The sequence below is a fragment of the Exiguobacterium sp. S3 genome, from assembly GCF_018617295.1.
Lineage (GTDB): Bacteria > Bacillota > Bacilli > Exiguobacteriales > Exiguobacteriaceae > Exiguobacterium > Exiguobacterium profundum.
The window spans coordinates 633,788-648,802 of the sequence record NZ_JACSJW010000002.1 but is presented as its reverse complement, the minus strand read 5'-3'; the positions used below and the strand labels follow the sequence as shown (position 1 = coordinate 648,802).

13 protein-coding genes are annotated in these 15,015 nt (G+C 49.3%); all 13 read right to left on the bottom strand.

Going from position 1 to position 15,015, the window contains the following annotated elements; genetic code table 11:
• Positions 1-11: 11 nt before the first annotated feature.
• The 13 genes from nhaC to KNO65_RS08245 all read right to left on the bottom strand — a co-directional run bounded on the left by nhaC (position 12) and on the right by KNO65_RS08245 (position 15,015).
• A complete protein-coding gene (gene nhaC / locus KNO65_RS08305; protein WP_371730215.1) occupies positions 12-1,412 on the bottom strand; it encodes a Na+/H+ antiporter NhaC in 1,401 nt (466 codons plus the stop codon).
• Between the two features lie 162 nt (positions 1,413-1,574).
• Positions 1,575-2,663, bottom strand: a complete 1,089-nt coding sequence (locus KNO65_RS08300) for an amidohydrolase (protein ID WP_214783142.1) — start codon at positions 2,661-2,663, stop codon at positions 1,575-1,577.
• A gap of 16 nt (positions 2,664-2,679) precedes the next feature.
• Entirely contained in the window at positions 2,680-3,024 is a 345-nt protein-coding gene (locus tag KNO65_RS08295; protein ID WP_078146805.1) for a DoxX family protein, read from the bottom strand.
• Positions 3,025-3,080: 56 nt separating this feature from the next.
• A complete protein-coding gene (locus KNO65_RS08290) occupies positions 3,081-4,346 on the bottom strand; it encodes a S1C family serine protease (RefSeq protein ID WP_084543085.1) in 1,266 nt (421 codons plus the stop codon).
• A gap of 111 nt (positions 4,347-4,457) precedes the next feature.
• Positions 4,458-5,276, bottom strand: coding sequence for a fumarylacetoacetate hydrolase family protein (locus KNO65_RS08285; protein WP_214783139.1), 819 nt, complete (start codon positions 5,274-5,276; stop codon positions 4,458-4,460).
• Positions 5,277-5,330: 54 nt separating this feature from the next.
• On the bottom strand, positions 5,331-5,786 hold the full coding sequence (gene nrdG / locus KNO65_RS08280; RefSeq protein ID WP_159562209.1) for an anaerobic ribonucleoside-triphosphate reductase activating protein: 456 nt from the start codon (positions 5,784-5,786) through the stop codon (positions 5,331-5,333).
• Positions 5,764-7,614, bottom strand: a complete 1,851-nt coding sequence (locus KNO65_RS08275; RefSeq protein ID WP_214783136.1) for an anaerobic ribonucleoside triphosphate reductase — start codon at positions 7,612-7,614, stop codon at positions 5,764-5,766. The genes nrdG and KNO65_RS08275 overlap by 23 nt, the downstream gene beginning before the upstream one ends.
• Before the next feature lie 191 nt (positions 7,615-7,805).
• Positions 7,806-8,636 (bottom strand): formate/nitrite transporter family protein, encoded by an 831-nt coding sequence (locus tag KNO65_RS08270; protein WP_041918029.1) that lies wholly within the window; start codon positions 8,634-8,636, stop codon positions 7,806-7,808.
• Positions 8,637-8,849: 213 nt separating this feature from the next.
• Positions 8,850-9,497: a 50S ribosomal protein L25/general stress protein Ctc gene (locus KNO65_RS08265; protein ID WP_214783133.1), complete on the bottom strand. Its 648-nt coding sequence runs from the start codon at positions 9,495-9,497 to the stop codon at positions 8,850-8,852.
• A 165-nt stretch (positions 9,498-9,662) separates the two neighbouring features.
• Positions 9,663-11,480: a DNA mismatch repair endonuclease MutL gene (gene mutL, locus KNO65_RS08260; protein ID WP_214783128.1), complete on the bottom strand. Its 1,818-nt coding sequence runs from the start codon at positions 11,478-11,480 to the stop codon at positions 9,663-9,665.
• Between the two features lie 4 nt (positions 11,481-11,484).
• Positions 11,485-14,013: a DNA mismatch repair protein MutS gene (gene mutS / locus KNO65_RS08255; protein ID WP_214783125.1), complete on the bottom strand. Its 2,529-nt coding sequence runs from the start codon at positions 14,011-14,013 to the stop codon at positions 11,485-11,487.
• Between the two features lie 53 nt (positions 14,014-14,066).
• Positions 14,067-14,498 (bottom strand): YlbF/YmcA family competence regulator, encoded by a 432-nt coding sequence (locus tag KNO65_RS08250; RefSeq protein WP_012726155.1) that lies wholly within the window; start codon positions 14,496-14,498, stop codon positions 14,067-14,069.
• A gap of 58 nt (positions 14,499-14,556) precedes the next feature.
• Positions 14,557-15,015, bottom strand: a complete 459-nt coding sequence (locus KNO65_RS08245; RefSeq protein WP_214783122.1) for a GNAT family N-acetyltransferase — start codon at positions 15,013-15,015, stop codon at positions 14,557-14,559.

Sequence of the window (15,015 nt, the reverse complement as noted above, 5' to 3'; positions counted from 1 at the left end):
CGGGAATCGTTTTATTGAGCCGCTTGTTCCGCGACAGGTTCTTCCTGTTGGATGACTGCCATGCGCTCAATCGTATATCCCGTAAAGGCATATACAATCGAGATGACTGGTACGATGAAGTTCAAGACGGCGTACGGTGCATATTCGAAAGCTCCGACCCCAAGTGTGCCGAGAATGAATACCCCACACGTATTCCACGGGATGAACACGGATGTCAATGTTCCACCGTCCTCGAGGGCACGAGATAAGTTTTTTGACTGTAATCCCATTTTTTCATACGCTCCAGCAAACATTCTCGACGGGACGACGATTGAGATGTACTGCTCCGAACACGTCGCATTCGTTGCAATCCCAGCTAAAATCGTTGAAGCAATCAACGAACCTGCCGTTTTCGCCAATTTCAAAATTTGGTTCATAATAGATTGTAGCATTCCCGAATATTCTAAAATCCCCCCGAACGTCATCGCGACGATGGTCATCGAGACCGTGTACATCATCGCATCAAGACCACCTCTACTGAAGAGGTTATCGACCAGTTCATTTCCCGTCTCGATGACATAACCACTCTGAAGAGCGCCTACGCTGTCAGCGAGCGTTCCACCTTGAATGAACACTTGAGCCAAGAAGCCCAGTGCAATCCCGACGACGAGCGCCGGAATCGCTGGCACCTTCTTTGCAACGAGCAAAATGACGGCGAGTGGGACGATGAGTAACCATGGTGAGATGACAAAACTATCTTCAAGAATGTTAAGCGTCTGTGTGATCTCTGAAGAGTCCGTCGTCGAATCTGCGAACCGTCTACCTAGCCAAGCGTATACCCCTAGCGCGATGATAAGTCCTGGAATCGTCGTATATAACATGTGCCGGATATGTACGAATAAATTCGTATGAGTCAAGCCGGCCGCCAAGTTTGTCGTGTCTGACAATGGTGACATCTTGTCCCCAAAATATGCACCAGAGATGACAGCCCCCGCTACCATCGGCGCTGGTATCCCCATACTCAGCCCGATGCCCATCCCCGCTACTCCAATCGTCCCCATCGTCGACCATGAGCTCCCGATCGAAAGGGCGACGACCGCACAGATGAGACAAATCGTTAACAAAAAGTATGCCGGTGAAATGATCTTCAGCCCGAAATAGATCATCGTCGCAACAATCCCTCCACCGATCCATGCCCCAATCGTCAACCCGACCAAAATGATGATGACGACTGCCGGTAAGGCGAGACGAATCCCCTTATACATCATCTCTTCAATCTCTTTCCACTTGAACCCGTGTCGCCAGGCGACGATTGAAGCGACTGCCGTTCCGACGATGAGCGGGATGTGTGGTCCTTGACCGAGCTTGACGATTGAGATGAGCATGACGACAATCATCACACCAAGTGGTAATAGCGCCCACCCTAGCTTCATGTTTTGCTTGTTCCCCGTTGTTTCCATCTAACTTCCTCCCCTATAGCGAAAATTCAGAATTGTCGTTATATTGTCGCTAATAACGTTATGATAGCGCTTACAAGGGATGGATGCAATAAAAAAATGAGTGGACAGACATCTGTCTATCCCACTCATTCTGAATTATGTTGCTGCAATTCGGAGCGCATCCGCAAGTAGGCGTGCCCCATCTTCTAACGCGTCATGGTCAAACGTCATATGCGGATGATGAAGGCCTGGACCTAAATCAGCGCCGATTCCAATCATCGTCGCATCAAGTGACGGTTTCTCGACGGTATAGAAATGAAAATCATCGCTACCTGACGTGACAATTCTCTCGACGAGAGCCGACTGACCGAAGCGTTGCTCAATCGCCTGCTTCGCAATCTGACTTGACTGTTCCCCAACGACCGCTCCCGGTGTGAAGTCTTGCCACTCCCATCCCAGTTTCACACGATGAAGCTGCCCGACATGAAGTAGCATGTCTTCGACACGATTTCGCAGTTCGAGCAATTCCTCATTTTGTTGAGCACGGACATCAATCGAGAACGTCGCATTTCCTGGAATGATGTTCATGTTGTCACTTCCAGCATGGACTTTTGTCAACTTGACAGAGTGCGGCTCAAACGGTGACAAGTAAATGCTTTTGAGCATGTGTTGAATCGTGAAGATGACATCGAGTGCGTTTTGTCCTTGATGTGGTCTCGCACCATGCGCATCATCCCCAATGATCTCTCCCTTTAAGAAGAAGGCAGCACCATGTTGAATCGCCGCCGCATATTGTCCCCTTTTCAACTCTTCTTGTGGACGTAAATGGATTCCGAACAGTTGCGTCACGTCCTCTAACGCCCCTCGTTCGATCATGGCGAGCGAACCATTCCCTTGCTCTTCGGCAGGTTGGAAGATGAAACGGATTCGCTTTTGTAACGTTTCGTCTTTCAACTGTTCGAGCGCACCGAGTACCATGCTGATGTTCGCGTCGTGCCCACATGAATGGTTCGCTCGAAACGTAGCGTCCACTTGTTGCCATAACGCGTCGATATCGGCGCGGACCGCAATCACTTCTTCTCCCGATCCAATCTCCGCGATTACTCCGGTCACGTCCTCAAACGTTCGATGGGGAATCGACCAGTCTGATAAGATGGATGCGATTGTTCGAGTCGTCTCGACTTCTTTCCAACTGATTTCTGGATGAGCATGGAAATGCTCAAACCACTTGAGTACGCTTGTCATATGTATCTCCACACCTTTATATTTTTTTGACACCTTTGATCAAAACCCATTGAAGCGGGAGTCGTCCCCATGTAATCCATTTCGGAATGACCTTCCCACCGATTCTAGATGGCTTGACGGCCATGTTGATATTTGCCGGGAAGACGGCGATAAAGAATGCCGGTAGCGTCCGTTTCACGAACGATGTTCCCTTGTTGAGTAAGAGCATCGCCCCGAACACGACTTCAACGACTCCGCTTAGTTGCACCATCAGTCGGCGGAACGGCCAAGATTTCGGAATAATCGACATGAACGCCTTCTCTCTTACAAAATGTAAAATTCCTGCCCCGAATAGTAACACCCCATATAAATTTCGTACCATAACTCATCCTCCTTTTGTATAAGCATAGCAAAAAAGGCGGGCATATTGCCCACCTTTTACAATGCAGAACCGTTCGCATTTTGAATCTCGACTTGAACCGTCTCCGTTTTTCCGTCCCGGATATATTCGATGTCGACCGTTCCGTCTGTATCTCGAATCAATTCACTACGGAGATCAATGAACGAGCTGACGTCTTTGTCATTAATTTTTACGATGACGTCACGTGCCTTAAGACCCGCTTTCGCAGCTGAACTATTTTGTTGCACTTCCACGATGATCGTTCCGGCAGTCACCGATTCAGGTAAGTTGATTTGTTCCGTCAAGTAACCTGGAGGGAACTCTGATACGTCACGAAGTGAGACGCCGAGTGACGGATGATTTACTTCTCCCGTCTGTTCAATTTGATTGATGAGCGGCAACGCGATGTCGACCGGGATTGAGAATCCGACCCCTTCAACTTCTGCTGTCGCAATTTTCATCGAGTTGATCCCGACGAGTTGTCCTTCTTCGTTGATTAACGCACCACCTGAGTTACCTGGGTTGATGGCCGCATCCGTTTGAATAACCTCGGCGTTGAAGTCGGCCTGTCCGTTCTCATCTGTATCGACCGGTACGAGACGTGACGTCGATGAGACGACACCGCGCGTCACGGAGTTCTCGAATTGTCCGAGCGGATTCCCGATGGCGATGACCGTTTGTCCCGGTTTCAACTCACTCGATTTCCCGATTGAAATAACGGCCGGTACCTTATCAGCGTCTACTTTTAAGACGGCCAAGTCATACGTCGCGTCACTTCCCATGAGTGTCGCTTCCGCAGTCGTCCCGTCATTGAAAGTGACCGTCAATTTATCAGCCCCGTTGACGACATGATGGTTCGTCGCGATATATGCTGAGTCGCCTTCTTTTTTATAGATGACGCCCGATCCGACTCCAGCCTCGACCGCTTCACTCGAGAATCCGCTTTGGGCGAAGTTGTTTACAGTCACGACGGCCGGTTGAGCGGTCGCGACGGCATTTGTGACCGAAGAATCGGATACGTTCGATGACGTTTGGACCGGAGTCCCTTGCGAGGTCACGTTCGTGTCACTCACACTCGTCGCGGGTTGGTCGATGAACGGATATGCGATTGCGCCCGTCAACAACGCTCCGATGACTCCACCGACAAGTCCCGGGAACATACGGCTGACGAATGACGGTTTTGATTGTGTTCGTACTTTTGTCTCTTCTCGGTTGGATGAACCGAGTTCTGTATCTAACCAATCTTTTTGTTGCTCTGATTCATGTAATTGATCGTGTTCATTTGATTGATCGTGACGATCCATAATGATTCATCTCCTCTGTGTTATCTTCTACCCTTACTATAACGAAGAGGAACACTCATTTATAAAATAATAAATGAATTACAAGATTCTTCACATTTTACGTCATTTCATTCAGACAATCACATTTCTTAACGTACCGAGACCTTCAATCGTCACTTCGACCGTGTCTCCCGTTTGTAGATACGTCGGTGGCGTCATCCCGTGCCCAACTCCGGCTGGTGTACCCGTCGCGATGACGTCGCCCGCTTCGAGCGTCATGCCTTTCGACAGTGTACGAATGAGTTCATCAATCGGACGAATCATATCGGCTGTCGTCCCATCTTGACGCGTCTCCCCATTGACACTTGTTTTGATTTGGAGAGGGAACTGGAGCTCGTCCGGTGTGACGACGAACGGTCCCATCGGACAAAACGTATCGAACGACTTGCCACGGAAGAATTGGACATGTTCTTTTTGCACGTCTCGAGCCGTCACATCGTTTAGAATGGTGTAACCGAAAATGTGCTCCTCGACCGCTTCGATGTCTCGTCCAGACTTGCCGATGATGACGGCGAGTTCACCTTCATAGTCAAGTTTGTCCGTCAATTCAGGATGACGCTCAATGACCGCTTCCGGACCGACGACCGAGGTCGGTGCTTTCGTGAAGATGACGAGTTTCCCTGCTCCTGCTGTATCCATCTCTTTCACGTGTTCTTCGTAGTTCTTGCCGATACAAATCACGTTTTTCAATGGACGGTACGGGGCGAGTAGTTTCACATCCGTCATTCGGTATGAGGGCGCCACGTCCAAATCGATATCTGGTTCGAACTCACGCGCGATCACTTCTAATAAATTTGTCGTATGTACTTGATTGCTGACATCAAAAACGAAATCGCCTTTGACAATCCCCACTCGTTGCTCTTCCTGCATCTCAAAACTACACCATTTCATTAAAACTCCCCCTTTTTCATCATTATACAAAAAATCGAGACATCTCTGCCTCGATTATACTTTATTCAAAAAGATGATCCGTTGATTACTCGATCCTCGAAAACGAAGTCCCATATCTCGTAGCGACTGCTCGTAACGACCGTCGACGAGCACATCGGCGTAGTCCAATACGGTTTGAATCGCTTCGTCGTGCTTCGCTTCCAACTGTTCGAGCGTATAACCCGTATACACCCACACATTTTTACCGAGCGACTTACATGCCGTGACGAGTTTTGCTAACGCTGACGATTGAAGAAACGGTTCGCCTCCAGAAATGGTCACCCCGTCCCAACCACTGAGCTTGACGCGCTGAACAAGTTCCTCTACTTCGACATCCTCACCCCCGGTTGGATTCCACGAGGAAGGATTGTGACACCCTTTACAGTGATGCGGACAGCCAGCAGTAAAGATGACCGTCCGGATCCCCGGTCCATCGACGACGGATTCTTCAACGACGGATAGAATGCGCATCGTGTTTCACCCTCGCCCGCTCTTCTTCTCGCTTCGCCGTATTCCAACGGTCCATCGTCCCGACCAAATAACCGGTGATGCGGCGGATTCGTTCAATGTTTGTATCCTCGCCACACGTCGGACAGGCATCGTCAATCAGTCCTTCTAACCCACAATTTCCGCATCGGTCGACGGGATGATTGATGGAACCGTAACCGATATCATGCTGACGCATCAAGCGGACAATCGATTCCACCGCTTCAGCATTATGGGCAAGTGACCCATCGACTTCGACATATGAAATATGTCCCGCGTCACACAATGCGTGATACGGTGCCTCGATTCGGATTTTCTCACGAATTGATACAGACTGATAGACCGGCACGTGGAATGAATTTGTATAAAAGGCACGATTAGTGACACCTTCAATCATCCCAAACGTTTCCTGGTCTCGCGTCACAAATTTACCTGACAATCCTTCTGCCGGTGTCGCGAGCAACGAAAAGTTCAAGTCGTACGTTTCGGCTGCCGCACGCATGCGATTGGCCAAATGCGTGACGATGTCAAGACCGAGTCGCTCTGCTTCACGCGACTCAGCATGTGTACCTCCCGTCAACACCTTCAACGTTTCAGCGAGTCCGATGAAACCGAGTGAAAGCGTTCCTTGTTTCAATACGTCTCGGACTTCATCATGAATATGTAACTGCTCACTTCCACGCCAGACACCTTGTGTGTAGAGGAAACGAAATTCTTCAGCGCAACGCGTACATTGATATTCGAAACGCTCGACTAACTGTTCGATCCCGATGTCGACATATCGGTTGAGAATGCTGTAAAAATCCGAGATCGACTCCGAGACAAGTGCCATCTTCACCAAGTTGAGTGTGGAAAAGGAAAGATTGCCACGACCGATCGACGTCTCTTCTCCGTGCCGGTTTCCCATGACCCGAGTGCGGCAACCCATATACGCCACTTCAGATGCATGCGTCCCATCATAGTAAGCGGCATTGAACGGGGCATCGATGAAGGAGAAATTCGGAAATAGCCGTTTTCCTGTGACCCGACATGCTTCACGGAAAAGATCGACGTTCGGATCGTCCTCCCGAAAGTTGATTCCTTCCTTCACTTTAAAGATTTGAATAGGAAAAATAGGAGTCTCTCCGTTCCCTAACCCTCGTTCCGTGGCACGAAGTAACTCTCGAATGAGGATACGTCCCCACTTTGATGTGTCCGTTCCATAATTGATCGAAACGAAAGGCACTTGCCCGCCACCTCGTGAGTGCATCGAGTTCGCATTGTGGATGAACGCCTCACACGCCTGATACGTCGCCGAAATCGTCTCTTCTTCCGCGAGTATCTCCAATTGCGTTTCTTCCCAGTCAACGGGTAAGGATTGGAGTCGGCTCAGTTGACGCTCATATGTCTTCTCGACATACGGTGCCAAGTCGACGTCAAACATCGGGAAGGCCTGCCCCCCATGCTGCATATTTTGATTCGCTTGAAGGATGATCGATGCGAGTGCCATAGCGGAGCGAATGTCCTTTGGTGACCGGATTGTTCCATGCCCCGTATGGAATCCATCTTTTAATAATTGACCGAGTGGAATTTGACAACATGTCGTCGATCCTGTGATGTAATAGTCGGCGTCGTGCACGTATAAATAGTTATCAGTGACGGCCTGTTTTGATCGCTCCGACATCAAATACGTCTGCGATAGTTCTTTCGACACTTCCGAAGAGAGTCGTGCTAGTTTCCCGAGCGGGGATTTACCGTCCACGTTCGCATTTTCTTGTACCAAGTCTTGGTCTGGTAAGACACAGACGTCCTCATACAAATGCAGTAATTTCAAAACCCATCACCTCACTATATATGGATTCAAAACAATATTAATCGTTTTAAAAATCCTATATATAGATTATGGCATGTGTTTTTCTCAATGGTCACGAGTCGATATTGTGACAGTTTACGTGTGATCATACGATAAAAAAGAGCCTCGTCTTCGGTAAGACAAGGCTCTACGTTATATGTGACAAACATCATTTATTTAACAGCTTTTACAACTTTTAATTCGACTTCTTCTTCTAATTCTTGTGCTTCACGGAGACCCTTCGAGTTGAGCCACGTATAGATGGCTCCCATGAAGAGCGCTCCACCGATGATGTTACCGAACGTCGCAGGAATCAAGTTGTGGATTGCACCTGCCATGCTGATCGTCTCCGGGTGTGGGACGACGAGCGTCAAGGCGAACAATACGAAGTTGGCGATGACGTGGTCGAATCCTGAAGCGAAGAAGACCGCGACAAGGAAGATCATCGAGAAGATTTGAGCGAACTCATTTTTCATTTGTTTCGGTAAGAAAATAGCGAGACAGACCATCCAGTTACAGAAGATGGCGCGGAAGAAAATTTCGACCGTCGTATGATGCATTTTACTTTCAACAACGGAGAACAACCAGTTGTTCATCCCGAGTTCTTGGATGACGCCAGTCGGTGCAAGTAGTAAGGCGAATAGGATTCCCCCGAGTGCGTTCCCGACGAAGCAGAGCAACCAGACGAGCATCGTATCACTGAGCGTTGTATAGCCACGAAGTGTCGACGTTGTGAAATACATCGTATTCCCCGTGAACAATTCCGCTCCCCCATAGATAATCATGACGAGCGCGATCCCGAACGAGAAGCCCCCAATGAGTGTCGTGAACGGAGATTCCGCTAAATACATCCCGTTGACGACTTTCAACGTGAAGATTGAAGCAAAGCCGATAAAGATCCCGGCTAACATCGCCCGTAAAAAGTATTCCATTGGACGATAATGAATCATTTGCGAGGAAGCCTGTGCTTTTTTCCGTAATGATTCGAGTGCATGGATTTCCATTGATGCCATGTCACAAACCCTTCTTTCTGAATAATTAAATAGGAAAGTATCAGTTCGAATATGTGAAATCATTAACAATATAAACTGTACAGTCTCTGTTGGCAATCACCTCTAGAAGGAATTGACAGAGTGTTCACATCGTAATCGTTTACATGTGGCGGATTTGTGACAAACAAAAAAGTGCTCCGATTTCTCGAAGCACTTGTGTAACTCTTATTCTTTATCCTCAGACGATTCTTCAGCTTCTTCTGATGAAGCTTCTGATGCTTCCTCTTGAGTTGAACCTTCTTCCGACTCTTCCTCTTCAACTTCTGCAACCGGCTCATTCACAGAGGCGATGTGCATATCTGGTTCCGAGACGATCGTGTACGATTTGTCTTCTGGAAGATCTGCTACCGTCACCGAGTCACCGATTTCGAGGTCTGACACATCAAGTTCGATGCGTTCAGGGATGTTGGCCGGTGTCGCAGAAACCGTCACTTTATAAAGTGACTGGGCAAGATATCCGCCTTCTTTGACGCCTTTCGCGTCACCAACAAGGACGATATCCGCTTCAACTTCTGTCTCTTCATCCATCTTCACGGCCATGAATTCGACGTGCTGATAAAAGTTTGTGAACGGGTCCGTTTCCGATCCGTGCACGAGCGTGTTGATTTTATTTCCATCGTAATGGAGTTCAATCAAGGCATTGTCACCGTGGTCTCGAAGAATTTTACGAAGGTCCATCTCGTCAAATACGATTGGAGTGCTGTCTACTTTGTAGCCGTAGACGACGCCTAACGCTTTACCTTCCTTACGCAACTTCGTGCGCAGTGACCGTGGGCGTAATTCTCGTTTTGATACTTGAAGTTTGTTCGTCATTTTCTTTTCCTCCTACATGGATATACATTTCATGTCGACATCTTGAGGGTGAGGCAGTGAAAAAGCCACCTCTCAACCTCGATGCGTTGAGTGACATGTGTATAGTTTTCCCATGAGGAAGGCTGAATAAACGTTACATCGTGTTAAAACAAGGTAACAAGACGATTACATGACGCGTTTAAATAACTTCTCAAGCTCATACGTGCTCCATTTCACGAGAATCGGTCGCCCGTGCGGACAGGTAAACGGAGACGTCGTACGACTCAAATCATCAATCAATTGTCGCATCATCTCCCTATTGAGTGGATGGTTCGCTTTGATCGATCGTTTACACGCCATGAGGATTGATGCTTCTTCGCGATATTTCGCGATGTCGATTGACCGCTGTTGAATGGCCATCTCCACCAGATCACGAATCGTGCCCTCTAAGTCATGTTGCGGATACCATGTCGGAATCTCACGGACAAGGAACGTGTTACCCCCAAACGGCTCTAACGTGATGCCTGCATCCGCTAGAAGCGGGAGCACTTCTTCGATAGCGAGCGTCTCTTCTTGCGTGAACTCTAACGTCAGCGGAATCAATAGAAGCTGATACTCTTTTTCCGGACGTCCTAACTGCTCATAGAACAACTCATACTTGATGCGTTCCTGAGCGGCATGTTGGTCCATCACGTACATCCCGTCTTCCGCTCCACAGATGATATAACTCGAATGCAGTTGCCCGATGACGTCTAACGCCGGAAGACGCTCCGACTGACGTACAGGCTCTTCGACCTGTTTTGGTTCAATCATCTCTGGTTCCGGTTCATGAACGAGCGGCGCCGGGTTCCACTGGGAAGGAGACGTGATCGACTCTTTTCGCTCGCGAGGAATCGGATAGTTCCATTCGACCGGATCTGCCTGTTTAGGTTGGGGCTCCATCGAAAAGTCGAGTTTCGACTGTTCAGAAGGTGTCACACGTTTCGGCTTCGGTTCTTGTTTCACAGACGGAATGAGACGTTGTTCCCGGAGTGTCAATTGAACGGTCTCTCGGATGAGCTGGCATAGTTCTTTTTCTTTCGACAAACGCACTTCACGTTTCGTCGGATGGACGTTCACGTCAATCAACATCGGGTCCATCTTTACTTCGAGCACGGCAATTGGATAGCGACCGATCGGTAAGAGCGTATGGTAGCCTTCAAGCACGCTTTGGGTCAGTGCAAAGTTCTTGATGCTTCGACCGTTTAAGATGAGAGTCACGTACTGTTTGTTCGAACGGGTCACTTCCGGTCGCACGAGATGGGCGCTCAGCGTATAATCGTTCGTCTTGCTCGACGCCGTGACGATTTGTGCGGCGACTTGGCGACCATAGATGGCAAGCATGACTTGTTTCAAGTCTCCATTCCCGTTCGTACGCAACAATTCTTTCTCTTCATGAAAGACGGTGAATCGAATCTCCGGATGAGACAGCGCTAAACGGTTCAACGTATCCGTAATACTCGCAAGTTCCGTTGCTGACGTCTTCAAATATTTGAGACGGGCCGGTGTGTTGAAGAAGAGCTGGCTAACCGCAATTTCGGTCCCGACGTTCGTCGCCGTCGGATTCGTCGCCTTGACGACTCCACCTTCAAGCGTCATCTCAAAACCATCCTCATCTGCTCGCTTTGACTTCAAGGAGACGTGGCTGACCGACGCAATCGAGGCGAGCGCCTCACCGCGGAAGCCGAGCGTCCGAATCCGGAACAAGTCGTGCTCGTCCCGAATCTTACTCGTCGCATGTCGCAAGAAGGCTCGCGCCGCGTCTTCTTCATGGAACCCATGCCCGTTGTCACGGACTTTGATGAGACGGATGCCCGCCTCTTGTAAGTCGACGTCTACTTTCGTCGCTCCCGCGTCAATCGCATTTTCGACTAATTCTTTCACGACGGAAGCAGGTCGCTCGACGACCTCCCCGGCTGCGATTCGGTTCGCGAGCTGTTCAGGTAACTCTCGAATGATTCCCATCGACTCACCCTTTCTTTGCGGTCTGTTGCAGTTCGTAGAGCGCCTGCATCGCTTCGATTGGATTCATTGCCAATAGATCGAGTTTGAGCAGCTGTTCTCGAACAGCGTCATGCGACTCGAACAATGACAACTGGCTGACTTCTTCCACTTGAGGTGGAGCAGATTGCTCGTTCAAAGCTGGTTTCGTTGCTTCCGATTCGAGTTCTGACAGAATCGTCCGGGCCCGGTCAATCAATGAATCCGGAAGTTCAGCCAATTCCGCCACATGAATCCCATACGATTTATCGGCACGTCCCGGATGCACTTCGTGGAGGAAGACGACTCGTCCATCTCGTTCAATCGCCCGGACATGAACATTCTCAAGTGTCGGAATCGAATCTTCGAGCACTGTCAGTTCATGATAGTGCGTCGAGAAGAGTGTCTTCGCACCGATTGACGAGGCGATATATTCAACGATTGCCTGTGCGAGCGCCATCCCGTCATACGTCGACGTCCCGCGACCGATTTCATCTAATAAAATCAAACTATGTTCCGTCGCCTCAGTGACGGCTTGGCGCGTCTCGGTCATCTCGACCATGAACGTCGACTGTCCGCTCACCAAATCGTCAGCCGCACCGATTCGTGTAAAGATACGGTCAAAGAGCGGGAGTTCCGCCGCTTCGGCCGGGACGAATGAACCGATTTGATGAAGGATTGCAATCAAGGCAAATTGACGCATGTACGTCGATTTACCGGACATGTTCGGTCCGGTGATGAGTAACATTTGACGCGTGTCGTCAAGCGTCAAGTCATTGGCGACATATTCGCCTCGCGGCAAGACCGTCTCAATCACAGGGTGACGCCCACGTTCAATTTGGACGTGAGATGTCGTAACTGGGCGAACGTATTCCCGCTTCTCCGCCACGACGGCAAGGGCGAGGAGAACATCCAACTCACTGAGTGAACGGGCCAATTGTTGAAGGTCCTTCGTATACGTCTTCACTTCTTCGCGAAGTGCGACAAACAAGTCATATTCGAGCGTACAGCTCTTCTCTTCCGCACCTAAGATGAGGGCTTCCTTCTCTTTCAGCTCTGGAGTGATGTATCGTTCCGCATTCGTCAACGTCTGTTTCCGCTCATATCGTCCTTCTTCAAGCAACTTCGCATTCGCTTTCGTCACTTCTAAGTAGTAACCGAATACGCGGTTATACCCGACCTTTAACGATTTGATGCCGGTAGCGATGCGTTCCTGTTGTTCGAGGTTGGCAATCCACGATTTTCCGTTCGCTTTCGCTTCTAACAGTTCATCGAGCTCATCCGAATACCCGTGACGAATCATCCCGCCCTCTTTCGTCGAAATCGGGGGTGAATCGACAAGGGCAGCCCGGAGCTGTTCACTCAACGTCTCGAACGAGTCAAGATTCTGTTCGATTTGATGCAAGCGATCGGCTTTCACCGTTTGTAAGAGTGACCGGACGGCTGGCATCCGTTCAAGTGTGTCGCGTAGTTGGACGAGATCTCGCGCATTCGCCGTCCCGTACCCGACTTTTGCGACAAGGCGTTCGATATCGTAGACTCGCTTCAGCTCTTCTTGTAGTTGATCGCGCAACATGAAGTCGTCCACCAAGTTCTCGACGGCATCCTGTCGCTCTTTGATGCCTTGCTCTGTATAGAGTGGCTGTTCGAGCCAACGCTTCAACAAACGACCGCCCATCGCCGTCGTCGTCTCATCAAGGAGTGAAAGGAGTGACCCTTTCCGTTCCCCTGAACGAGCCGAACGGAATAACTCAAGATTTCGGGCCGTATTGGCGTCAAGTTGCATGTGCTGTTCAACCTCATAGGCGACAGCTGGTTGCAAGTGATCGAGCGAACGTTTCTGTGTTTTCGTGAGATAAGCGAACAACAACTCAAACGCCGAACGCTGTGGCTCATCTTTCGCACCTTGTGCGAGCGGACTCTCCCGCTTGTCCACTTGAATCGAGAGAGGGATCCCGGTCTGACGTAACAAGTCGGCCAACCGTTCATCCTCGACGATGACCTCGTTCGGGAGCAATCCTTCGATTTCCCGTAAGACGGCCTCTTCTGACGAGAGCGTCGTCAACCACGATTCCCCCGTCGTGACGTCACCGCGAGCAATTCCGAATCGGCCTGCGACGTCCGAGATGGCGACGAGATATCGGTTCTCTTTTTCACTGAGTGACGCCATATATGTACCTGGCGTGATCACTTGGATGACTTCCCGTTTCACGAGCCCTTTCGTCGCTTTCGGATCCTCCGTCTGTTCACAGATGGCGACGTTAAATCCTTTTTCAATCAATTGTTCAATGTAGATTGCTGCGGAATGATGCGGAACGCCACACATCGGGATTGGATGCTCGGCCTGCTTTCCGTTTTTAGAAGTGAGCGTGAGCTCTAACTCTTTTGCAACAATTTGTGCATCTTCAAAAAACAACTCGTAAAAGTCGCCGAGTCGATAGAATAAAAAGGCGTCCGGATAGTCGGCCTTGATAGAGAAATATTGTTTCATCATTGGTGTCTGATGGACTTCTTGCATGTTGATTCACCTCTAGAAAGTACAACAGCTGACCATCGGCCAGCTGTGTCGTTTTAGTATCCGCAGCCGCCGCGTGCTTGTTCAGCCGCCATGCCGCTCCCTGTCTTTCCTGCAAGGACGTCACCGTCCGTCGATTCGATGATACGGTCCGTCACGGAGTTCGCGAGCGTCACCGTCACGTATTGAAGCAAATCGTTCACTTCGACTTGAGTTTCCTGGAACGCTTGAACGACCGGAATTGAATCGAGTTCTTCCATCGCTTTATCAATCTTTTGCTCGACTTTCGCAAGTGCTTCCGTCTTGCCATAGTGCTTACAGTTGACGGCTTCTTTTTGTAAGAACTTGATTCGTTTAATCAACGTCTGTACGCGGTCACTTCCGTTTACTTTCGCTTCCGCTTCTTTGAAGCGTGCCACTTCTGGTGTTTGTGCTAATACATCTGCCAATTCTCTTGCTTTTGCAATTACTTGTTGATCGGTCACCATTGTAAACCCCTTTATGTCTATAATGTAATCGTGCTCAAAAGCACGTGAATGTTCTTTCTCATTCTAACATGAACGATTCCGAAACGGTACTAGCGGGATTCGTTGATTCACGTAACATATCGACATGTGGAATACTATCTTCTTGATACACATCACTCGTCCGTTTGAAGCCAAACGAGGCATAAAAAGGTTCCACATACGTCTGCGCTTGCAGGTATAACGTCTCATGTCCAAAATCTTTGATTGCCGCATCCATCAAGAGGCGGGAATACCCTTTCCCTCGATGCGTCGCTTTCGTGACGACACGTCCGATGGCGACCGGAGATGCTTCCGTCAGCACGCGAAGCGCAGACACGATCTCTCCATCTTCTTCTATCCAATAATGGATGGCTGCTACGTCCTTACCATCCACCTCTTGGTACGGACAGTTCTGTTCGACCACGAATATCTCAGTTCGTAATGCCAGTAAGCGATACAATTCCATCGTTGTCAGTTCATCAAACGCTTTTTTCTTCAT